The 21447-nt window shown below is 44.4% G+C and carries 15 protein-coding genes and 2 pseudogenes; 3 read left to right on the top strand and 14 right to left on the bottom strand.

All coding sequences use genetic code 11. The features are described from left to right. The first annotated feature begins 7 nt into the window (after positions 1-7). Positions 8-2908: an NHLP bacteriocin export ABC transporter permease/ATPase subunit gene (locus V7K46_RS13015; RefSeq protein WP_335113673.1), complete on the top strand. Its 2901-nt coding sequence runs from the start codon at positions 8-10 to the stop codon at positions 2906-2908. On the opposite strand, the gene V7K46_RS13010 is transcribed toward V7K46_RS13015, so the two are convergent. The 9 genes and pseudogenes from V7K46_RS13010 to V7K46_RS12970 form a co-directional block, all read right to left on the bottom strand. Continuing rightward, on the bottom strand, positions 2891-5212 hold the full coding sequence (locus V7K46_RS13010) for a response regulator (RefSeq protein WP_335113671.1): 2322 nt from the start codon (positions 5210-5212) through the stop codon (positions 2891-2893). The two genes, V7K46_RS13015 and V7K46_RS13010, sit on opposite strands and share 18 nt — an antisense overlap. Positions 5213-5466: 254 nt before the next feature. Further along, positions 5467-6936 carry an IS66 family transposase gene (gene tnpC / locus V7K46_RS13005; protein WP_335113669.1) on the bottom strand — a complete coding sequence of 490 codons (1470 nt, stop codon included), beginning with the start codon at positions 6934-6936 and terminating at the stop codon, positions 5467-5469. Between the two features lie 577 nt (positions 6937-7513). Beyond that, a pseudogene (locus V7K46_RS13000) lies at positions 7514-7816 on the bottom strand (IS630 family transposase); the annotation flags it as partial. A gap of 384 nt (positions 7817-8200) precedes the next feature. Next, positions 8201-8668 carry a nuclear transport factor 2 family protein gene (locus tag V7K46_RS12995; protein ID WP_335113667.1) on the bottom strand — a complete coding sequence of 156 codons (468 nt, stop codon included), beginning with the start codon at positions 8666-8668 and terminating at the stop codon, positions 8201-8203. A 315-nt stretch (positions 8669-8983) separates the two neighbouring features. Beyond that, entirely contained in the window at positions 8984-9958 is a 975-nt protein-coding gene (locus V7K46_RS12990; protein WP_335113665.1) for an alpha/beta fold hydrolase, read from the bottom strand. 154 nt (positions 9959-10112) lie between these two features. Beyond that, positions 10113-11633 carry an aldehyde dehydrogenase family protein gene (locus tag V7K46_RS12985; protein WP_335113663.1) on the bottom strand — a complete coding sequence of 507 codons (1521 nt, stop codon included), beginning with the start codon at positions 11631-11633 and terminating at the stop codon, positions 10113-10115. Positions 11634-12093: 460 nt separating this feature from the next. Beyond that, the gene (locus tag V7K46_RS12980) at positions 12094-13038 is read right to left on the bottom strand and encodes an NADP-dependent oxidoreductase (RefSeq protein WP_335113661.1); all 945 of its coding nucleotides are present in this window, start codon (positions 13036-13038) and stop codon (positions 12094-12096) included. 161 nt (positions 13039-13199) lie between these two features. Then, a complete protein-coding gene (locus tag V7K46_RS12975; RefSeq protein WP_335113659.1) occupies positions 13200-14513 on the bottom strand; it encodes a hypothetical protein in 1314 nt (437 codons plus the stop codon). A gap of 159 nt (positions 14514-14672) precedes the next feature. Further along, the gene (locus V7K46_RS12970; RefSeq protein ID WP_335113657.1) at positions 14673-15161 is read right to left on the bottom strand and encodes a nuclear transport factor 2 family protein; all 489 of its coding nucleotides are present in this window, start codon (positions 15159-15161) and stop codon (positions 14673-14675) included. 568 nt (positions 15162-15729) lie between these two features. Between V7K46_RS12970 and V7K46_RS12965 the strand changes: the two genes are divergently transcribed. Both V7K46_RS12965 and V7K46_RS12960 read left to right on the top strand, forming a co-directional pair. Further along, entirely contained in the window at positions 15730-16647 is a 918-nt protein-coding gene (locus V7K46_RS12965; protein WP_335113655.1) for a LysR family transcriptional regulator, read from the top strand. A 66-nt stretch (positions 16648-16713) separates the two neighbouring features. Further along, positions 16714-16872: pseudogene (locus tag V7K46_RS12960) on the top strand (IS6 family transposase); the annotation flags it as partial. Positions 16873-17151: 279 nt separating this feature from the next. Here the strand turns inward: V7K46_RS12960 and V7K46_RS12955 are convergent. From V7K46_RS12955 to V7K46_RS12935, 5 genes are all read right to left on the bottom strand, one after another. Further along, entirely contained in the window at positions 17152-17337 is a 186-nt protein-coding gene (locus tag V7K46_RS12955; protein ID WP_335113653.1) for a hypothetical protein, read from the bottom strand. A gap of 204 nt (positions 17338-17541) precedes the next feature. Further along, positions 17542-17739, bottom strand: coding sequence for a hypothetical protein (locus V7K46_RS12950; protein WP_335113651.1), 198 nt, complete (start codon positions 17737-17739; stop codon positions 17542-17544). Between the two features lie 147 nt (positions 17740-17886). Then, positions 17887-18165 (bottom strand): hypothetical protein, encoded by a 279-nt coding sequence (locus V7K46_RS12945; RefSeq protein WP_335113649.1) that lies wholly within the window; start codon positions 18163-18165, stop codon positions 17887-17889. Positions 18166-18330: 165 nt separating this feature from the next. Continuing rightward, the gene (locus V7K46_RS12940) at positions 18331-19107 is read right to left on the bottom strand and encodes a DUF928 domain-containing protein (RefSeq protein ID WP_335113647.1); all 777 of its coding nucleotides are present in this window, start codon (positions 19105-19107) and stop codon (positions 18331-18333) included. A 10-nt stretch (positions 19108-19117) separates the two neighbouring features. Next, on the bottom strand, positions 19118-21361 hold the full coding sequence (locus V7K46_RS12935; protein WP_335113645.1) for a CHASE2 domain-containing protein: 2244 nt from the start codon (positions 21359-21361) through the stop codon (positions 19118-19120). Positions 21362-21447: the final 86 nt, after the last annotated feature.

Here is a 21447-nt window from a genome sequence, read left to right as displayed (position 1 = left end):
TTAAGCCATGAGTAACTCGCAAGTGAATCCTTCTCCTAAACTGTACTCTTTTCAAGCAAACGAACCAGTAGAGTTGAATGACCCAGAAAAAGTCTGGATAGTGCAGTCTGGAACATTGGCGGTGTTTGCGGCTCAAGTTAAAAACAGTACTGTTGAGAAGCGTCGCCGCTATCTGTTCCATGTCAGTGCAGGTGAAGCATTGTTTGGTACAGCGTTGTTACCTGAAGTAGTAACAAGCCAATGGGGTTTTGTAGCGATCGCAATTGAACCTACCCAATTATGCCAAATGTCAATGGTTGATTTGGTTAAGGCAATTGGCGTAGCTGATCAAGCCATAGAACTTTTAGAAGGTTGGATAAATCATTTAGGACAATCTCTAAGCGCCCAGCAAACAACCTTGGCAATGCCATTAAACCTCGCAGAGGCATTTGAACGGGATTTTTCATTATCCAGTGGTGAAGCTTTATTGTGGCCACAAACACTTGTATGGGTGAAGTTGCAGCAAGGTAGTACTCGCTGGATGGGAGTTGAGGAACTAACGCTAAATTCTACCTCGCCAGCGTTTCCGCTCACGCCTGCTATGTGGTTGGAAGCAGAAAATGCAGTTCTTGGACAGATATTACTAACCGCAGATATACAAAAAACCGAAGAAATATTTACAAACTTAGTATTTTTGCATACTTATTTTTTTCACTACTTCAGTTTGTTAGCAAACAAGGAAGCAGAAGCAGAATTTCGTCAGTTTCAAGAACGAGAGCAATTTAATCAGCAAGTAATAGAGAACGCACTCTCAGACTTAGCAACAGTATTACAGCCACAGCAAGAAGTTACGTTTTTTGAAGAAGGGCCGCCTCTATTAGTAGCACTGGGAGCAGTCGGACGAGCATTGGGGATAGAGATTCGTCCACCCGCAGATGATTTTGGTGTTATTGAAGACCCTGTTGCAGCGTTCGCCCGCGCATCACAAATTCGGATTCGGCGTGTGAGTTTGGCAGACGGGTGGTGGCGTCAAGACCAAGGGCCAATGTTAACTTATACCGAGTTGGAAAAGCGCCCGGTGGCGTTGTTGCCTACAGATAATCGAGATTATGTCATCTTTGATCCAGTAGCACGGACTCGAACACCTGTAAGTGAGTCAGTAGCAAAAACACTGTCAGCAGTCGCATATATTTTGTATCGACCATTACCCCAAGTGGCACTCAACAGCATCGATCTGCTGCGGTTCGGAATCAAGGGTTATGAAAAAGACATCGTTAATATTTTTGTAGTCGGGTTACTAGGCACAATATTGGGAATGGTCGCGCCCCAAGCAACGGCTATTTTAATCAATCATGCAATTCCAGAAAGCGATCGCGCTTTGTTGTGGCAGATTGGATTAGTAATGTTTGCAGTCGCTTTTGCCCAGTTCGCTTTTCAAATTGCCCAAAGTATCATTACCCTACGAATCGAAAGTGCCACTGATAGTGTATTGCAGCCAGCCATTTGGGATCGGCTACTAAGATTAAGTCCGGGATTTTTTCGTCAGTATACTTCTGGTGACTTGGTTAACCGCGTGATGGCGGTGAGGGAAATTCATCAAAAACTTAGCGGTGCTACTCAAAGAACGTTGTTAAGTGGAGTTTTTGCCTTATTCAACTTGGTGCTAATGTTTATTTACAGTTGGCAACTAGCGTTTGTAGGAGTTGGTATAGCAATCTTTGCTGCTGTATTTACTGTTATTTCTAGCTTCCTATTGGTGAAGAAATTACAAAAACAGCTAGAACTCGATGGCGCGATTCAAGGACTTAGTGTACAACTGATTAACGGTGTTGCCAAGCTGCGGGTAGCTATGGCAGAAGAACGCGCATTTGCAGCTTGGGCAAAAAAGTACAGCCAGCAGATCCGGCTAAAGGCGAGTTTGCAACAAATTAAAGATGGTGTTTCTATCTTCAATGAAGCACTTCCTTTGGTAAATTCTATATTGCTTTTCGGGTTTGCCATGCTGTTGATGCAGACACGCCTTTCACTTGGTACATTCGTTGCTTTTAACTATGCTTCGGCAATTTTTATCAAAGGAGTAATTGACCTGAGCAATACTGCATCTGAGATTTGGAGCATTATACCAATATGGGAACGCGTAAAATCAATATGGCGATCGCACCCGGAATATGACTCAACTAAGATTAACCCTGGTCAATTAAGCGGTCACATTACCCTGGATCGTGTCAGCTTTCGCTACTCGGAGAATGACAGCTTAATTCTCAATGATGTCAGTATCCATGCCGAACCAGGAGAATTTGTAGCGATTGTAGGCCCTTCTGGAAGTGGGAAATCAACAATATTACGCTTATTGTTGGGGTTTGAGACTCCATTAACAGGCAGTGTCTACTATGATGGCAAAAACTTAGCACAGATGGAACTGCAAGCTGTGCGGCGACAGTTGGGGGTGGTACTGCAAAATGGCAAAATCGGCACAGGCTCGATTTTTGATAACATCACTGCTGGGGCTTTGGTTTCTGTTGAAGAAGCTTGGTCAGCCGCACAAATGGCAGGCTTGGCTGATGATATCAAGCAAATGCCGATGGGAATGCATACTATAATTGCTGAGGGTGGTAATAATCTTTCAGGTGGACAACGGCAAAGGTTATTGATTGCGCGATCGCTAGTCTCCAAGCCCAAAATTATCTTAATGGATGAGGCAACCAGCGCTCTTGATAACCGCACCCAGGCGATCGTCACTGAAAGTTTAGCTAAGTTAAATGCTACTAGAGTGGTGATTGCCCATCGCCTTAGCACGATTCGTCATGCAGACCGTATTTATGTGATTGACGCAGGTCATGTAGTGCAGGTCGGTAAGTTCTCAGAGTTGATTGCACAAGAGGGGTTATTTGCCCGACTTGTAGCCCGACAGCTAGAGAGCAATTTTTAAACTAGCAGCTTGATATAAAGATTGGATTGTGAGTCCATCATCGGGATACTCAACTACAGTAGAACTACATATTGCTTGGAAGCGTTGACCATCTGGGGCTGTAAATATTTGCTGGCGGAGAGTAGTTAAAATATCACTGAGTCTGCGATCGCTTACTTCTATTTTTGTCAACCCAGAAACCCCTACTAGAAATTCTCCATGACCCCAATACCCTAGTACTTCTCCACCGCAAAATGCCGATTGGAATAAGCGACTCCATTGTTGTAATACTTGGTTGCCCATTTCATACCCATGTTTGATATTAATTTGGTGTAAATCAGTTACGCTCAATACCACCAAGCAAAGCGATTGCTGATTTTTCTCAGCTTGAGTAATCAAGTGCTGCAAGTCGCGGCTAGATTGTAACTGATTTGCTAATCCAGTTAAGGGGTCTTTGGTGGACAAAAATTGAAGTAGGCGAGTGCGTTCCAGGCGATGGGTAATCCGCGCTAGGAGTTCTGCCCCTACTACTGGTTTCACCACATAATCATCTCCACCAACAGCAAACACCTGCTGCACAGTTTCTATCTCCCGATGCGCGGTAAGAAATACAATTGGCAATTCCTGCCATTGGGGATCGGTGCGAACTGCCTGGCAAAGCTCAATGCCACTTATTTGGGGCATTTCCACATCCAAAATTAACAGATCTGGTGTAGTAGCTTGTAGGACTTCCCAGAAACGCAACGGATCGTTTAATCCTATTATCTGCATACCCCAGGGTTCTAATATTGGGCGCAGGGCTGCTAAAATCAGTGGATCGTCATCTACTACTAATACATTTACTTCTGAAGAACGGCTGCGTTGTAATAGTTGAGACGCAACATCCCAGATTTGATTTGCTGTTAAAGGCTTAACCAAAAAAGCTCGTGCGCCAGATTTAGCCAAAGTCACGCGGTCTAGTAAATCATCAGTAGCAGCCAGTACAAGCACGGGTACAGGTGGGGTACGCGTTGCTAAGTTTGACAGCAGTTCTAGACTTTCTTTTCGCTGTCCTACCTCATCTACACTCAGCACAACTAAATTTGGTGATGTGTGCAAACAGTTTTTTGCATCCTCTAAACTTGTAATTTGCTGCAAACCCATTCCTACAGACTGGGTAAATTGTTGTAACTGATAACCTAGTTGCAGATTGGGGTCAATCAGTAGTAATTTGGCATTAGTCTCTTTTCCTATTATGGTAATAGGTTGATTAACTTCCTTTTCCTCCATTAGGTTGAACAAATTGCCTAACTCTTGTATCAGTGATAACAGTTGGCACTTTTGAGCAGGTAACAACTCACCATCCTTGTCTAAAATCTGTTCGATTTCCCGCGCTATCCGAGTACCAGTTTCTTGCTCAAACATTCCTAAAACACCAGCTAGCTTATGCGCCTCCCGTTCTGCGGATTGGCGTAACTCCATAGTTAATGTTTCATTAGCAAGTGCTGCTGCTGCTTGTCGCAGTACCTCCATCCGCTGTGTCATCAGCCCTTGATACTGGCTCCACAAACCGCTCATTGCCTGATCAAACTGCTGTTCAACGGATGCGGAAGTATAAGACGTAGAAAAATTTTGAGTTATTTCTCCTTTGTGGCTCTTTTCTGTAGTAGTAGCTTTTTCTGGGTTTAATCGATAGCCCAAACCATAAACGTTTTCAATCCAGTCTACGGCTCCAGCTACTTTCAGTTTATGTCGCAACCACTTAATGTGAGACTTGACAGTTTCCTCTTGGGGTGGATCGTCAAATGTCCAGAGATGCTCGATAATATTTCCCCTGCTAAAAACCCGCAGTGGATTCCGTAGTAAAAGTTCCAGCAGGCTGTATTCTTTGGGTGTTAAATCTAGCTGTTGACCATCATATGTCACTTGGCAGATACTTGGATCTAGTTGTAACGCGCCAACTTCCAGCACTGGAGTACGAGGAGTATCGCTCCGACGTAATAACGCTCTCACCCTTGCTTGGAGTTCTCCTAAATCCAAAGGTTTAATCAGATAATCATCTGCTCCAGCATCGAGTCCCCGAATGCGATCGCTAGTTGCATCTTTAGCTGTGATTAATAAAATAGGAGCAGAACAGCCACTAGAGCGCAAGCGTTGACATAATGTAATGCCATCTAGCTTTGGCAATCCTACATCTATTAGGATCAAGTCGTAGTGTGTGCCTTGGCTATATTCCCAGCCAGCTTGTCCGTCTTGTATGCTATCAACAACATAATGTTGTTGAATAAGAGACTGCAACAACACACTCGCTAATATTTCGTCATCCTCAATCAGCAAGATTCTCATTGCAAAACCTCTCCTTAATCAGCAAGATTCTCATTTCAGAACCTCTCCTTTTCAAATTGTCAAGTTTATGATAATGAACGCATTTGTTCACTTACAAAAGCCAACCACGTTGATTTAGTAACTTATGTAGAACCCTCTAGATTCAATTATTTCACTTCTTCATTTTATTATTAAATAAGTAATCCCTGTTTTGGCACTTTCATAAAACAATAGTCGAAGCAAGGTTATGAAACTTTAATTGTAAGGATTCAGGTCTAAAATTGCGGAAGTAAAGAAGGGCGAGATTGAGAATTAATAGAGTCAGCCAGTAGTGCTTGTGCAAAAAAACCAATTACAGACCTACCTTGACGGCGACAAGTCTGCACCGCCGTCAACAAATTGGCAGTATGTTGAAACCGCTCCATCGAACGGGAACCACCACTGATCTTACGTTTTGTCACAGCCAAACGTAGCGATCGTTCAGCTTGATTGTTATCGGGAGGAACTTCAGGGTTATCGAGGAAATACCACCATTGAGAGGCTTTATCGCACAAAGAGCGTAAAAGGTTTCCTGCTGTAGCCCCAGCCAAGTTAATCCATTGATTGAGCGTTTGTTGTAATTTAGGTTTGAATTGATTGACCCAATCGTTGTAACTGGTGCAGTCAAGAGTTTCAAACCATCGCGCATAATTGCTAAAAGCTTCATCAATTAAATCAACAAATGCTTCACCAATAGCTTTATTGTGAAGACCGGGAAGTTGAATTAATTTTTTGAAGTGACGACGTAGATGAGCCAAACATTTCTGTTGAGCAACAGCTTGATAGCCATTGTAAACACTGAAATTATCGCTGCTGAGTACCCCTGTATACTCAGTCCCTAAAATTGTTTGTAATTCATTTCTAGAGCGAGTATCAGCCGCAGTAAACAGGCAAAACTCAGAATTGGCAACTACCCACAACCATTCTTTAACTCCCTTAACAGACCAAGGTGTTTCATCGACATGAACGTTAGGTTGTGTCTGTTTTACCCAATTACTTAACTCGCTAATGCTCGGTTCAATCGCTGTTTGTACTCGTTCATTGGTTGTCACTAACGTTCCTAGCCCAATTTCAATTTGGCCCAGTTCCCACAACATTTCTTGTTGTTTTTCGTAAGGTAGATGTGCATAATTACCCATCCATCCTAAAAATGCTTGAAGTCTCACACCCAAATCCTGCCCTGGTACTATCTCAGGCGACCAGTCGGCACTTTGTAATGTCCCACAATGCTGACACAATAAAGTATGGCGATGATACTCCACTACTTCTATTGGGAGTTCCACCAACTGCGCTACTTGTTGAAATTCAACTTTTACTGGTTCGAGGATAAATTCTGCTTGACCACAAGAACATATTCGTGGGCGAAGTATTTCATAACGGTCTACTCTGTCAAAACCTTTACGGGTCTTCCCTTTATGCCCTGGTTGTCCTCCTGGAGACCGTTTTGGGCTATCTGCTAATGATTCAGTTTCGGGCTTGTTCTTTTCTGATTTTTTGAGAAGGTCAGTTGATGGTGGTTTTGATGAAGTCTTGCTATCTATATTAGCTATGACACGAAGCTTTTCTATCTCTTGTTTGAGTTCCTGGATTGATGAGAACAACTCTCTGTTAACGATTGCCTGCCGAAGGATCATCTCTACCAGTTCTTCTTTGGGCAACTGGCTCAAACTTTCTCGGTCTAATTCTTGAGGCAGGTTTTGGTTCATATTTGCGATACTCTTACTCAAGTGTCCCCTTTGTCAATACCCTGCCACCTGAATCCTTACCTTTAATTTAATAAAGCTTTGAGCTTTTATTTTCTAAATAGTAACTAAAATTCCTAGCCCCAACCTGGAGATTAAAGCTCCGAAAAGCTATCATTGATTGGTCATTTATGACAAGTTAAGGTGAAGTTTGTGTTGTCACCAGTAATTAGACAGGAAATTGACAAAAATATTACATGTCAAATTTTATTTAATACTTAGATTTGAGGATAAGGGTAAACAATGCTTTGAAATATGACGCGAACGCCCAGTAACAATTGTGTTCCCAACCCCGTTTTTTGACAATATTTTAAGCACAATTGCTTATTGACAAATAGTTGATAACCTTAACTTGTGACTAATGGTTCCAACGTAATGTGTGCAAGTAAGCAGAAAACAAACGCGGATTATCAAAACCTCGATTCGCTATCGATTCCCATGATGTCGCCCCTACGATTTTGGCATCTATTTCCCGTTCCCATAGGACTTCTAGCGATTCTCCTAACGCATCATCTTCTAAACAAGAAAGGCTAACTTTAGAAATATTTGCTCCTGGACGTTGAGAGCGAAGATATTTCAGGAAATTAATCGTGTTTTTAGAGTCACCTTTTTTAGTTGGATAAGTTATAAATTCCTTTGTTTTGTAATCTAATCCACCGAAATATGTTTGTTTATAACGAGCATTTACCACTGGTATTGATACTCGTTCACTAGTTTTCCCCCAAACATCCCCTATGATATCTCCCCAAAGTAGATGACATTCATCAACCATGAACACAACTACCTTTCCTGACTCTATTTCGGCTCGTCGCGCTGACAATAACTCACAAATCTCTTTTTTTTTAAAGTCTTCTTCTACACCAGGGGTTTGTTTGACACTACGTGGGCGAGGTGCTTTTAATTTCGCTTTTAGCTTGTAGCGTACAACTTCATGCATAACTTTGTCGGAGGCTTTTATACCTTCCTTGGCTAAAAGCCATCTACGCACTTCCTCATAGCTTTGAAATCCTTGTGAGTCTTTTAGTTGTTCTTTAATGTGCAATTGCACCTCAAGGGAAATGGTTTTTGGTCGTCCTGGACTTTTACGAAGTTCAACCAGGGTGCTTAATCCACCAACTCTGCTCTGGCTCGCTTGACTTTTTCAAATGTCATTACACTACTGGCATTTCCAGAGCTTGAACAGCTTTTTGCCAAAATGAGAATTGCTGACAATATCTGGAACGCCTTGCTACGGCACTGATACTTCGCTGCCGTCTGGGTTGCCCTGAAATGTCCAGGTACCACTTGATCGGAAGGTCGAACCTGTGCCAAAGGTGTCCTCCATGTACTGCATGTAGGTGACTAAGCCATTCTTCACCTTCGCCAGGACAGAGAAAGGAGAGATGAACGTTTTATCGAGTATCACCGAATGGACGCTGAAGCTGCCGAAGACAGCGACGTTCTCACCTTCGCTAAATATCTGCTGAATATCAAACGCCTCGATGTTCCAAAAGGTATTGAGTTCCTGGAAAACTTTGAGGACGCTGACCGGGCCATCTTTATGCGTGCCTGCCCAAGGCATGAGCTTTTTCAGGTCGGGATTATCGTAGGTGAGCGATACGTAGATGGCATCGGGGGAGACGAGTCGGTTGACGACCTCAGGGTTGGTGGGGTCTTTGAGAAGGGCTTGGACGATTTCAACGTTGGTGTTTGACATGGGTGTGTTCGTTTTCAGTTACAGTTGGTTTCTAGTAGTGAGAGTTCTGCGGCAGGTCAGTGCCCTCTGAGTAGATCAAGGTGTCAATGTTCTCTACCGCCGTCAGATCGTTCATGTAAGTAGTAACGTCCGAGGAGACGAGCCGATTTCAAGCTCGACTATTGAGTAGAAGCGCCAGTACCAAAGAGGTGATTCCGGACGCCGATATCTTCCGCCTTTTTTCGCGCCGCCATCAAAATTAGATGCGCTTCTTCCAGCGTGATCCCATTCGCTGTTGGAACGGGTTTGTTTTTTCCAAGTGATGTCATTTGTCTTTTATTCACTTTTAATGAATTCAGCCAGATGAGCGACCACCTCGGCGCTGCATTCTTCCATTAGCCAATGACCGCATTCCGGCAAGATCACAGCCTTGAACTTCTTTTCATCTTGCACAAAACGTGCAGCCATTTGCTTCGGCAATACGTCGTTTACACCGTTAGCACCGCTGATCGACATGGAGGGAATTCTAATCAGCTTGTTATTGGACAGCAGAGCTTCGTTCTGTCTGATGGATTCAGAATGAGATGTGTAGTAGCCACTAAAGGCAGAGTGCAAGTTCTCGATCCTCGAATAAGGCTCGATCAGTTCGTCGAGCAACGCGTCAGTGAAAATCTCCTTTTTACCTACGTAGTCTTGTATAAAGTAAGACATCAATAATTTTGGGTCATTCGCTATCAGTTTTTCGGCGATATCACCGAAGCTGAAAAATCCAAAATGCCACCCCAGGCCTGGACCGTTCGGGGTGTAGCCTGGATACGTCCACATCGCCTTGTCTGGAATCGGTGAATCCATAAATACGACCTTTTTTATGTAATCCTGGTTGTTGGCGACCATTGGATAAGAGGCCGTATTAGCCAGATCATGAGAGATGTATATGATTGGCTCTTTCGTCAATTTCTTGATCGCTGTAAATAGGTAACCGGAAAGAGCCTCTGCGCTATAACCAGTCTTGGAGGCTTCAGATTGCCCAAGCCCAGGCAGATCGATGGCAATGGCCTGGTGCGCGCTAGCAAATGCTTTCAGGGCGGGTTCCCACATTTTCCAGGTCGAACCAAAACCGTGGACAAACACGATGGGACTGCCCGATCCGGCGCTGACGTAGTGCAGCTTGATGCCGTTGCTCTCCACGTAGTCACTCTTAAACCCGACTGGATAGGCATATTGCCCGCGACGCTGCTCTTTTACCCTGGCGAGGGCTAGATTCGACACGGCAGCTGGTGTATCTATCGATGGTTTATTAATTCCGTTCATAATTAGTCCTCACTTGGTCCCTAACGTTTATCACCGGACCTGTCGGTGCCTTGTCCTTATGTGATATGAGAATTTTAGTTAAGAAATTTTGTAACTGAATTTAATCGTTGTGAGGCTTATTTACGAAGACCTCAAGACTCCGGTTAAAGCTCAACTATTGGACAGAAATGCCAACACCTGGGATTATTCCTGAGTTGAAGGCAATATGTTTGTACTCCAGGAATTCATCGATCGCCGCCAGACCATTCAGCCTGCCGTTGCCGCTGCGCTTGAATCCGCCTTCTTCAAACTCGTCCCAAACGATCGCCCAATCGTTGATCCAGATCGTGCCTGCATCTATCTCGCGGGCGACGCGCAATGGGCGGTCAACATCGCGAGTCCAAATACTGGCGGCCAAGCCATACTCGCTATCGTTTGCCAGCTGCACCGCTTCTGCTTCAGTCTCGAATATCTGCATCGTCAGGACTGGACCGAAGACCTCTTCCTGAACGATCGTCATTTTCGGATCAGTCACTTCCAGCAGGGTCGGACGGTAAAATGCACCGCTGGCGAGTGGACCTTCAACAATTGGGCCGCCGCGTACAAGCACCTTAGCGCCCGCTGCGATCGCCTCCTCCACCATCTTGTTTACACGCTCAACATTCGGCTGATCAATGAGAGGTCCCATATCACTGGACGGATCGGACGCGGGTCCTGTCTTAACGTTCTCTAGTCGCTGGGTGATAAGCGTGCGAAAGCGATCGGCAACAGCACGCTGCACCAACAGCCGGGAACCTGTCATGCAGAATTGACCCGCGAAGGTCGTGAGTGCCTTCTCAACCTTTGGCGCAGCCGCCTCCAGATCGGCATCCTCGAAGATAATCATTGGTGTTTTGCCACCAAGTTCGGTCTGAAACAGCTTGAGCGTTGCTGCCCCTGTTGCGGAAATTGCTTTTCCGGTCTTTGTGCTTCCTGTAAAGCTAATCACTCGAACATCCTTTGACTCCATCAGAAAAGATGATCCGCCTCTACCTTTGCTTTCACTAAAGACATTAATCACGCCCTTCGGTAAATCGGCAGCTTCAGCGAGGGTTTTACTAAACAGATAGTTGATCTGTGCTGTATTACCCGGCAATTTAATAACAGTTGTAACACCAGCAGCAAGAGCAGGTGCCAGAGATCGCACAGTCAGGACAAGCGGCGAGTTAAACGGTGCGACGATTCCAGCAACTCCAATTGCAGATCGAGTCACAAACGAAAGGCGTCCGGGTTGGACTTCCATCGCCCGTCCATAATCGGTCAGCACAACCGATGCCCAGTATCGAAATTTGCTGGGAATCATATCGACTTCAAACGCTGCTTCGTCATGGACTTTGCCGTTTTCAAGCGAGAGAATCGCGATCAGTTCATCTCTGTGGGCTTCAAAGCGATCGGCGATCTGATTCAAAACTCGCGCCCGAAGTGCCCGATTTTCCTTCCAGTCTAATTCTCGGAACGCCCGCACCGCAGCATTAACCCCCTGAACTGCCTCGTCACGCCCACCATCTGCATAAGTTCCAATCACCTTGCCTGTAGCTGGATCAATGCTATCAGTATGCTTTTTTGAATCAATCCACTCGCCATCAATCCAGTTCAGTGCGAGTGTTCCTAGTTCAATGTTTGGTGCTGAGGATTTCTTATCTGTCGTTGCTGCCATAATAGCCGCTCCTTACTTTTCTACATAACTAAGTTTCTACTCACAGTCAAAGCTCAACGTACTCTTGTTCGATTAGCGGGTAATCTTCAGCCTTGATTAGTTGTGTGCAGAAATTTTCAAGTGATAAACGAACGGGTTTCGTTCGCATTTTTTAAGCAATAACACCAATTCCCTAAAATAAGGCAACAGATGTAAGCAGGGTAAGCCTTGCTGCATCTAATTTTCTCAATTGCGTTAGCGAGTCCGCGTTCGCGCAGCGTCTCGTAGAGAGCGTCATTTCGAATTGCGAATTATGAATTGGTATAACTCCAAAGATTTCGTTAATGAACTCTGCCTGAGATACACTCTGCATAGGGACGAAGCATTTGGTTAATAACCCATTGAAATAAAGATTCTTGCCCGAATGCTTCGCCCTTACAGGAAAAAAGTTCGATGAACCAAAGTTTTATAAAAGCCTGTTTCAAGCTGGATGAACGACTTGCAAAACCAGCTTGCCGCGTGGATGTCCGTGCTGGCTAACTTCCTGTGCTTTAGCGGCTTCTGCCAGTTCAAAAACTTGCTCAATAGACGCTTTGATTTGTCCGTCATCAATCAATTGAGCAATCTGCTGGAGCTGGGAATTTGCTCTGAGATTGGCGAAAACAGGAACCGCTTCAATGCCCTGTGGAATGCTTGATTCAGGCACACCAAGTGTTGAAACTAAAACGCCACCGGGACGAATGATTTGCCACGATCGCGCTTGCGTTTCTCCACCAACCAAATCAAGCACCACATCTACATCTTTTACCTGCTGTTCAAACGGTTGACTCGCATAGTCGATCACCTGATCGGCACCCAGGTTTCTCAGATCATCAAGGTTGGCTGCCGATGCCGTTGCAATGACTCGTGCCCTCTTCCACTTGGCAAGCTGAATTGCATAGCGACCTACTCCACCCGCGCCACCATGAATCAGCACGCTCTGCTCTGGCTGGAGATTTGCACCATCAAATAATGCTTGCCATGCGGTTATTGCCACAATTGGGACAGAAGCCGCGTGAATATAATCGAGCGTTTTCGGCTTCGGGGCGATCGCGTCTGCATAGCCCACTGCATACTCGGCATAGGCTCCCGAAAGCCCCATGTCTGCTGTTCCATAAACCGCTTGTCCTGGTTGCAGTGTGGTGACACCATCGCCCACACTTGCAACAACACCAGCCACATCAGCGCCAGCAATCACGGGGAGCGAATAATCATTGACTTGTTGGAAAAACCCTTCACGAATCTTCCAATCGATTGGGTTTACGCCTGCTGCATACACTTGAATGAGGACTTGTCCTGCTTGCGGTTCAGGACGGGGTACTTCGTCGTACTTGAGGTTTTCAGCCCCGCCGTAAGCATGAATTCGGATTGCTTTCATTGTTGCCATTGTGACATACTCCTTTTAATAAAATGGATCGGCATTTCATCAATCACTGACGATCAAAATTTTGAATGTTACCAAGTAAAAGATTCGTAGTCGCTTGGAATGCTGAACTGCGATCACGCTGTTTCAGCGTTAAACCCTTACTTACTGGGTAATTACAATTCCTACTCTGTTAACGATCCATCGACATACTGCTGACCACCGATCATAATGAATTCAACTGTGCTGGCCGGAGCAGCGAAATCCAATGAGGTAATTTCCTCTCTTTGAGCCTCGACTCGACCCAGTACAATGATCTCTTTTCCACTTGTGCCCGGTTTAAGACTCAGGGCGTGCGCGTCAAGCTGTACGACCACGCCACGCACCAAACTGTTACCCCTACCACCTTTTGTGATCACGTCCCCAAGCACAAGAATATTGCCAAATGGTTTACTAGTCTGTATCCCGATCGAGCCATTGCCATGAGTAGTAATGCTTTTAAATTCTGCATAAGCCAAGGTTCCGTCGTACAGATTGAACCCCCGCGCTCCTTCGCCATAGGTCACTAGGTCACCTTGCACAATCAGAGTCTGCAAATCTCCGAAATTTACGAATCCGATTCCACTGGTTCCTTGAGATATGATGGACTGCCGAGCAAGCCAAAGACGGACATTGCCCCAGTTATCCAACACCATGTCATTTGTCCCGTAAGTTGTTACAGGACTGTTATTGATCACTTGTTGAGCCTTCACGCCTGAGCCAACGAACACCCCGCCTGAGATCAGATTGCCAATACCAGCCGGGATATTGCCATTAGTATGGATTTCGCCTGTGGTCAATAATTTAAGGTCAATCATGCCACCAGGAGAACTGGGCGCTGGCCCACCTTGAGGATCGGCGTTTGCGGGAACAGTCATGCCGCCAAAAATAAAGATGCCGCTACCCCTCAACGGCACATCTCGCGTTCCCCCTGAGAGGTTTTCGGCACGCAGTGTCCAGCGACTTTGGGGATCGGTACAGCGGTTGTAGATCGTTAGGCAACCCGGAACGACCTCTACGCCATAACCGACTGGACGATGCAGCGCTGAGGTGCTGTCGCCGTCATACACTTGAACGTCAGTGAGCACAAGGTCAGCGGTCATCACAATATTGGATTCCAAGTGCAGCCGACCGTAGACGACAAGATGCTGCAACTTGAGTTGTCCAAGGGTAGTCGTTGCCGATTCCAGACTGAGCGTTAATCGGCTCGGATGCGATCGCAGGGTTAAGTTCTGGAGGGTGTTATTTGCCGTGAGCGCTACCCCGTCTGAATCTGGCTTGAAGACCAATTCTGCCTCAGAAGTTGTACCCACCAAACTTGAGCCTTCAAGAAGTGTAAATTTCTCTAAGTCATGAAGGCGACCAGCCACTTCGATTACAATATATGTACGTTGAACCGCTTCAGCCAGAGAAGCTGCGTCCTCAACGACTACATGAGTGCCAACTGTGCTATGTGCCATAAACGACTCCCATCAGTGGTTGGATTTACCTCACTCACAACACAACGGTTTACTTGGTGTTGAGGCTTTAGTTAGAGGGAAAACAATCGACGCGCATTTCCATGAGCGATATGTAGACGGCTTTCGCGAAGCTCCACCTAACTTACAAAAGTCTCATTATCAGGACGCCTTGAAGGTGATGTCTGCGCGATCAATGAAAGGCTGGAACAAATCTACCGGCCAGTTGGGATCGCTCTTGGAGGTGCGCTCCAGACACTTCCAGACGCCATCGCGACGTTCAAAGATGTCGTCGTAGGTGCCAGTCGAAACGATTCCGACGTGTTCAGCCTTCCAGTACACGAACCATCGCCAGTGCGCTTCGGCCCTGTCACCCGATCCGGAAATTTCAAACGCGCCCATAGAGTGGAACCACTTGTCCATCTGGAAGACGCTGTGTGCGTAGTCGAACATCTGCTTCATGCCCTCAAAACCCTCGAAGGTTGAAGTACGTAAGTCGTATACATGGAATTTGGCCTCCGGCCAGTAAAGGCGGTTGTAGAGGTCAGCCTGCTCGCGCCCCCAACCCTTGTCGATACATCGCTGATGCATATTCAACTGCTCGAAGATGGTAAAGCGGTCAATCGCTGTGAGTTCGTTGTTCTGAGACATAAAAGTTTCCCTTGACCTTTTTTTGAATTCAAAATTAAAAATGCAAAATTAGTAAGAAAATTAATTTTGAATTAAGTAATTCCGAGTATAGTAGACCACTGGTTTTAAGAATCAGTGGTCTACAATCAGTGGGGGCTTGAACCCACCACTGATTGCAATTTTGAATTGATTTGACATTGAAATTTTTGCAGGCGGCTGCTAATGGGTTGTTAGTGTTCCAGATTTGTTATCAAGACTCCTAAAACGTTCAATGCGTAAATTATTCAGAGAAAAGCAATAAATTTAGAACACCCCCTTTGTTGCTTCAGTCATAGTTGTTTTCTTGCCTAGAACATAGATTTAGTAATCAGAGTCATCATGAAAAAACCAAGTTTCGTTAGGTTTCAACAAGAAAAATTTAGTTGGAAAAGACTTAAAAACAAGGCTTTTCAATCTTATGTTTTATTAGTAAATCGGTGTTCTAGCTAGTTGATAATGCCATCTTCCTCAAATTACATTCATTTCTCATCGTTATACAAGTATCATTTTGTTGATACTATGTTTCTTCTTAGGAAACTTTAGAACCACAATGGACACGTTAATGAGTATGAAAGTGTTGTGTCGGGTAGTGGAATTAGGAAGTTTTGTGGCAGCGGCTGAGCAGCTCAACTTATCCACAGCCATGACCAGCAAGCATGTGATGCACTTGGAGCGAAACCTTGGTACGCGCTTGTTGAATCGAAGCAGCCGACACCTAAGCCTAACCGAGGCAGGAACGCTCTATTACGAGCAATGCCGGGAAATGCTGGATAACTTGGAAATGGTAGAGGCAGCGGTAAGACGATCAGCCGTCGTCGTGCGTGGTGTACTCAAGATCACTGCCCCAGTTTGGTTCGCCAACCCGTTATTCACCAAAGCTCTGGCGGAGTATCGCTCTCGTTATCCAGACGTTGTGCTAGATGTGAGTTTGAATGATCGCATAGTGGATTTAGTAGAAGAAGGGTTTGATCTTGCTTTACGTGTCGTGCACGGTAGTGAGCCTCATTCTTCACTGCTCACGCGACGCATCTGCCCCATTCCGTTCCTGTTGGTCGGCTCATCTGACTATTTGCGAAAAAATGGACACCCAAAAACTCCCAACGAACTGTCGAAGCATGTAGCCATCAGCTATCACTACTCACAGTTTGCCGATAAGATATTCTTTGAGGGTCCCAACGGGAGGGAGACAATTAAACTAACAGTCTCGATCCGCTCTAACAACACTATTATGGAGTATCAGGCGACCTTAGCCAGCATGGGGTTAGCAGTTTTGCCAGAGTGGTTGATTGCAGATGATCTTGCCAGCCAACGGTTAGAGGTACTGGAGCTGGACTACACCTTGCCAACCACATTCTTCTATGCCGTCTATACAAGTCAGCGCTATCTATCACCCAAAATAAGGACTTTCGTAGATTTTCTGGTTGACTATTTTTCTGGTGTGTCGCAAGTGGTAAGTGACAGAGGATAATTTTCTTTAGCCTTGCTCTAAATGACTCCTGACTCCCGATTCAAATGGTGACATTCTCTCCCCAACATCATCTTGCTGAATGTGCGCTGGTATTGTCGCTATCCCTTGAGCTACCGAGACTCAGAAGAGATGATGGCGGAACGAGGAGTCGCAGTGGATCACTCAACTCTCAATCGCTGGTTTTTGGAATTTACACCAGAACTTGACAAACGCATCCGTCTGTTCTTGAACTTGGGGACTTCCAAAAAATAAAATATCCCAAACAAAGATAACAATAATCATTATTAATTAAATACTTATAAATGGTTTTGTTGCATGAAAGAAAAAAAGGACACACGAATCCGCGATTGGAATTGAAATTAGCCTTCGACTTTATAGAACCCATTTGATATCTTTTTTCTAGCTAGCAGCTAGTCTTCTGAGCATCAATCTGATAGAACAAAGCTTGAGCTTGGCATTGGCACGAGCTAGTGTCCGGTCAAAATTTTTAACTAAACTTTTACATCACTCTACCCAAGCGTTTGACCTTTCAATTACCCATTTAGCAGCAACAGGCACGAATCCAGATTTTCCATTAACTTCCTTTTCGACAATTGAAGGCTTGGGTGAGAGTTGAAATTGGATTTTGCTCATGATTTGAGGATAAATCTGCTCTAAAGCTTGGGTCAGTTTCTCTTTCCTGATAGCCATGATCTATGAGGATAGTAATCAAAGGATGCTCAATCGATTTAGATTTGAAATAATCGATGTTAATTGAGAGCATCTAAATAAACCCAAAATCATCAGATACGCTGGCTTTAGAGAACGTGCGTAAAGAAGGGAAAGCCTAGTATATCAACTGCTAAATGTCTTTTAATGCCATTTGTTGCTTTGTAAAAACAGAATCCTTTAGATTCAACGCTGGCATAAAAGCGTGTTTTTGACTGCTTGTGAATCAATCATTATTGTGGTATAAGCAGTTTGTAATTGCTTACGTAATTCATGCTGAGGCTTTGTCATCAGGGGGTAAGCTTTTTCTTTCCTTGAAAAAATTTTTGGACAATCTGTACATCTAATTCCACCATCTCTGTCAGGCACAGCGATCGCTTCCATTGGGCGGCTAGGTCGGGAGCAAAGTTCAGTTTCCTTTAGAGCGATCGCTTCGCTGACCCTGCATCAAGACCGATCGCCTGACTCATTCCCCACTGTTCAATAGCTTTAAAATTTGTAGCCTTTATCCTGCATAGCTTAGAGCTTTTATTAGTGCAATTCCACTCTCAATCCAAGCAATAATAACCGTGATCGCTCATCTATTATCAGCAAAACAACTACTACCACATTAGAACGCATCGTATGGTATGACAATTCAATTGTATCGACTGACAATTCGATTGTATCGGCTGACAATGCCATTGCATCGACTGACAATTCAATTGTATCGGCTGACAATTCAATTGTATCGGCTGACAATTCGATTGTATCGACTGACAATGCCATTGTATCGACTGACAATTCGATTGTATCGGTTGATAATGCCATTGTATCAATCTGCAATCTGATCGCATCAACCCGCAATTTGATATTTTAAAAAATTAGGGCAGGATAAAACTTACGCCCAAACCCAACTTACAGACTTGCACCCTTTCATTACGAATTACTGTCTTCTCTACGAGACGCTCCGCGAACGTAGCGGGGCGTAGCCCATTACAAACTACTTTCTAAGTTGCAGCACTCCACTTTTGGTTCAGTTGCAAAATCATTCAAACCAACAGCTTGCAACAGCGCCCTCCAAGAAGGATTTTGCGAATTGGTGTGACGCAGTTCATTAGCAACGCTCAACGCGTCATACCAAATACCATTACTTCCATAAAGTGTTATGCGCTGGCTTGGTGTCGCTTTTTCCAATTGAGTTTTTAAAGTAGGGTTCAGTTGCTCCCGTTTTACGTATCCTTCAACATTAGCAATAATTTGGTTATCCTTCTGACAGTAGATGTTAAAATACCATCGGTATTGCTTACCTATCTCCATCGGTGCTGCTTTTGATGGCAAGCGAAGGTTTACTACTCCAGGTGTCCCCGTTAAAGAAGTTTTATAAATAGTCTGATTTTGTGCTTCATCTTCTAGCACAAACTCTCCATAAGCAAAGTCGGATGAATAAGGAACATAAAATAAGAAACTAGGATACTCAGCGATCGTTGTTCCAAAGACCAATTCTGGATTTGAATAAACAGGTACTAAGGCCGTGAGTCGCTTTTGAGAAGAAGTCAGGGGCTTGTTCATGTCCTGACTACAGCCACGGCTACCTGCTTCTGTTCGCTTACCAGGTTCCCCGATGTCTTTTGGTGGAGGCGGCGCAGCGAAAATCAATGATTGGTTTAATTGTTCTTGGGAGTTTTGAGGCTCTGCATGTACTTGTATACAGCTAAAGAATGTTAAACTAACGGCAAATAAAATTTGCATCTTTTGCACAGACAATTTCATTTTTTATGCCTTATTTTATAAAAATCAGTTGTTGCTGACTTGATTGTGAAGATAGGTAAATTGCCATTGTCCCGCCGGTAATCACTAAAACCAAGGCTGATGGAACTAGGGGAAGCCAAATCCCTTGATAAAAGAAAATTAAGCAAAGAACGTATAAGATTATAAGTACTCCTCCTCCTGCTAGTACTAAATATAGTCCTGAGCGATTGCGCCAAGGCAGTATCTGTAATACGGCTACAGCGATCGCACCTCCAACCACAGACCAACCCCAAACCCATAAAACTTCACCCCAAACAGGCAAAACTCTGATCAAAGCCCGCCCATCTTTAACCGCACTCACCAACTGACTCACCATTTGCGCTTGCAGAATCACCCCTGGTATTTCTTGGGTAAAACCCTGCTCATTTATGTAGGGAGTAAGGCTATAATCACGAAAGCTTTGGGCAGTGGTACCAATAAGCACAATTCGGTCTTTGACTAGTTTAGGGTTGACTTTACCGTTAAGAACATCTCTAAGCGTGACTTTCGGGGCAATTTCTAAAGGAGAACCTTGGTAAGAGCGGTAATTGAGCAATATTTGATAGCCGGCTGTATCGACTTGTTGATAGCCTCCTCGATGCGATCGCAACCGTTTCAAAACGACGTTACCTAGCTGCAAGTCTCCAGAATCAGTATATTTAGCAGAAATCCCTTCTTTATTTAAATAGTGAAATGCCAGTTGGACGTTAAGGGCGTAAGGTGCAGTACATGGAGATGTTGGGTCTGCTGGTTGCATCGCTAATAAATGACGACGTAAAACATTGTCTGAGTCTGGGACAATATCACTAAATCCTTGGCGTTCTGGTGGAACTCCCTCTGGAGGAGAAACTCCCGGATAATTTTGTGTGCGATCGCTAACTTTGCAAATTGCGAAAAAATTGTCATCAGTTTTCCAACGAGTGGTTAGAGAAGCCTGATTAGGTTGTACTGGCTCACTACGGTAAATATCTAAGCCAACGGTTCGCGCTTGCAACTGTGCAAGTTTGTCCAACAGTCGCGCTAGTGCAAGATTTGACAGTGACCCACTTGTTTGCTTCTGCTCTGGTAGATAAAGATCCTCTTCGGTGACAGTGACTATCAAAAGGCGCGAATCTTGCTTTTCTTGTGGACGCGATCGCATTAATTGATCGGATGAAAGCAACTCCCATGTTTGCAATCCTCCTTGGTGTCTTATCCCTAGTACACCAGCAGTTATCAACAAGCTCAAAAGTAATAAACTTTCGAGGCGGCGAGTATTAAAAAACCATCGGGACTTTAACCAAGTCATTGGCACTACCGCAGGATGTTCGCTAATCACTGGTAACCAGCTTGCATTAGGATATTCCTTTTCTATTCCTTTGAGCCTTTGTCTAGCAGTGCGAACCGCAGCATATATGGATTGTCCTGATGAAAAAACCTCCAGAAAATACTTTAAAAATTTTTGAGCTACTAAGTCTGGTACTGGCTCCCGCATAACAATAATTTGCGGAATCTGCAAATCTTGTAGTTTTCGCGCTAATCCCAATCCATCACAGGAGTTGAAAATCGCTAATTGCAATCCGTTGGCAACAGCATTTGTCAAGGCATATCTGAGTTCATCAATTGTTAATTTATCTGTCTGATTAATATAGATGCAACCAGTGTCACCCTCGCTTTTACTATGACCTGCAAAAAATAGGATATTCCAAGGTTGTTTCCACAACTCATCGTTGATGTTTGAATATTGAGGTTCTACTAAAAAAGTCGTAGTAGCACCGGGTAATTTTTCTAGTAACTGGCGGTCTTGTTCCACGTCAATACCGTCACTATCACCCAAAATCGCCAAAATTCTAATTTTATTGCTAGAGGTGGATGTCTGCAATGCAGCTGTGACTACTTCTGATTCTGGAATACCAAGAACAATTTCAGCTTTCAGGTAATCTCGATCCACTAAATCCCACAAATGCCAAGGAAGTTTTTTTAGTTGCAAACAATGAGTGCGAATCAACACCCGCACTTCTTCATCTGGCATCAGGTGTTTGAGCCATTTTTCCCGCAGGGGACGAAAAGATTCTGACAGCAACCAGTTATTCAGATGCTCCCGCACCTCATTAGCTTTGTTGTCACACTCCTTACGCCGCTGGGAGATAGAACCATCGTAAATAATTTTTTTGGCTTTGATTCGGGTAAATTTCCACAAGCTACGATACATCGACTGCCACTGGTCAATTGCTGTTGCCATATCTAGATTAGACACGTCCGGAATATTAACTAGGTGTCAAAAAAATGGTAGAACGGGATTTTGACCGTCTACCAAAATGAAAAATCCACTTCATTATATTC

Source organism: Nostoc sp., from assembly GCF_036917395.1.
In the GTDB taxonomy this organism is placed as follows: domain Bacteria; phylum Cyanobacteriota; class Cyanobacteriia; order Cyanobacteriales; family Nostocaceae; genus Nostoc.
This window is presented reverse-complemented; position numbering and strand designations above follow the sequence as displayed.

What these genes read in the sequence shown, in the direction of transcription:
- V7K46_RS12955 (WP_335113653.1), bottom strand. Translation starts at nt 17,337, where the DNA reads ATGGCTATCAGGAAAGAGAAACTGACCCAAGCTTTAGAGCAGATTTAT.
- V7K46_RS12975 (WP_335113659.1), bottom strand. Translation starts at nt 14,513, where the DNA reads ATGGCACATAGCACAGTTGGCACTCATGTAGTCGTTGAGGACGCAGCT.
- tnpC (WP_335113669.1), bottom strand. Translation starts at nt 6,936, where the DNA reads ATGAACCAAAACCTGCCTCAAGAATTAGACCGAGAAAGTTTGAGCCAG.
- V7K46_RS12970 (WP_335113657.1), bottom strand. Translation starts at nt 15,161, where the DNA reads ATGTCTCAGAACAACGAACTCACAGCGATTGACCGCTTTACCATCTTC.
- V7K46_RS12950 (WP_335113651.1), bottom strand. Translation starts at nt 17,739, where the DNA reads ATGGAAGCGATCGCTGTGCCTGACAGAGATGGTGGAATTAGATGTACA.
- V7K46_RS12990 (WP_335113665.1), bottom strand. Translation starts at nt 9,958, where the DNA reads ATGAACGGAATTAATAAACCATCGATAGATACACCAGCTGCCGTGTCG.
- V7K46_RS12985 (WP_335113663.1), bottom strand. Translation starts at nt 11,633, where the DNA reads ATGGCAGCAACGACAGATAAGAAATCCTCAGCACCAAACATTGAACTA.
- V7K46_RS12980 (WP_335113661.1), bottom strand. Translation starts at nt 13,038, where the DNA reads ATGGCAACAATGAAAGCAATCCGAATTCATGCTTACGGCGGGGCTGAA.
- V7K46_RS12940 (WP_335113647.1), bottom strand. Translation starts at nt 19,107, where the DNA reads ATGAAATTGTCTGTGCAAAAGATGCAAATTTTATTTGCCGTTAGTTTA.
- V7K46_RS13010 (WP_335113671.1), bottom strand. Translation starts at nt 5,212, where the DNA reads ATGAGAATCTTGCTGATTGAGGATGACGAAATATTAGCGAGTGTGTTG.
- V7K46_RS13015 (WP_335113673.1), top strand. Translation starts at nt 8, where the DNA reads ATGAGTAACTCGCAAGTGAATCCTTCTCCTAAACTGTACTCTTTTCAA.
- V7K46_RS12945 (WP_335113649.1), bottom strand. Translation starts at nt 18,165, where the DNA reads ATGGCATTATCAACCGATACAATCGAATTGTCAGTCGATACAATGGCA.
- V7K46_RS12965 (WP_335113655.1), top strand. Translation starts at nt 15,730, where the DNA reads ATGGACACGTTAATGAGTATGAAAGTGTTGTGTCGGGTAGTGGAATTA.
- V7K46_RS12995 (WP_335113667.1), bottom strand. Translation starts at nt 8,668, where the DNA reads ATGTCAAACACCAACGTTGAAATCGTCCAAGCCCTTCTCAAAGACCCC.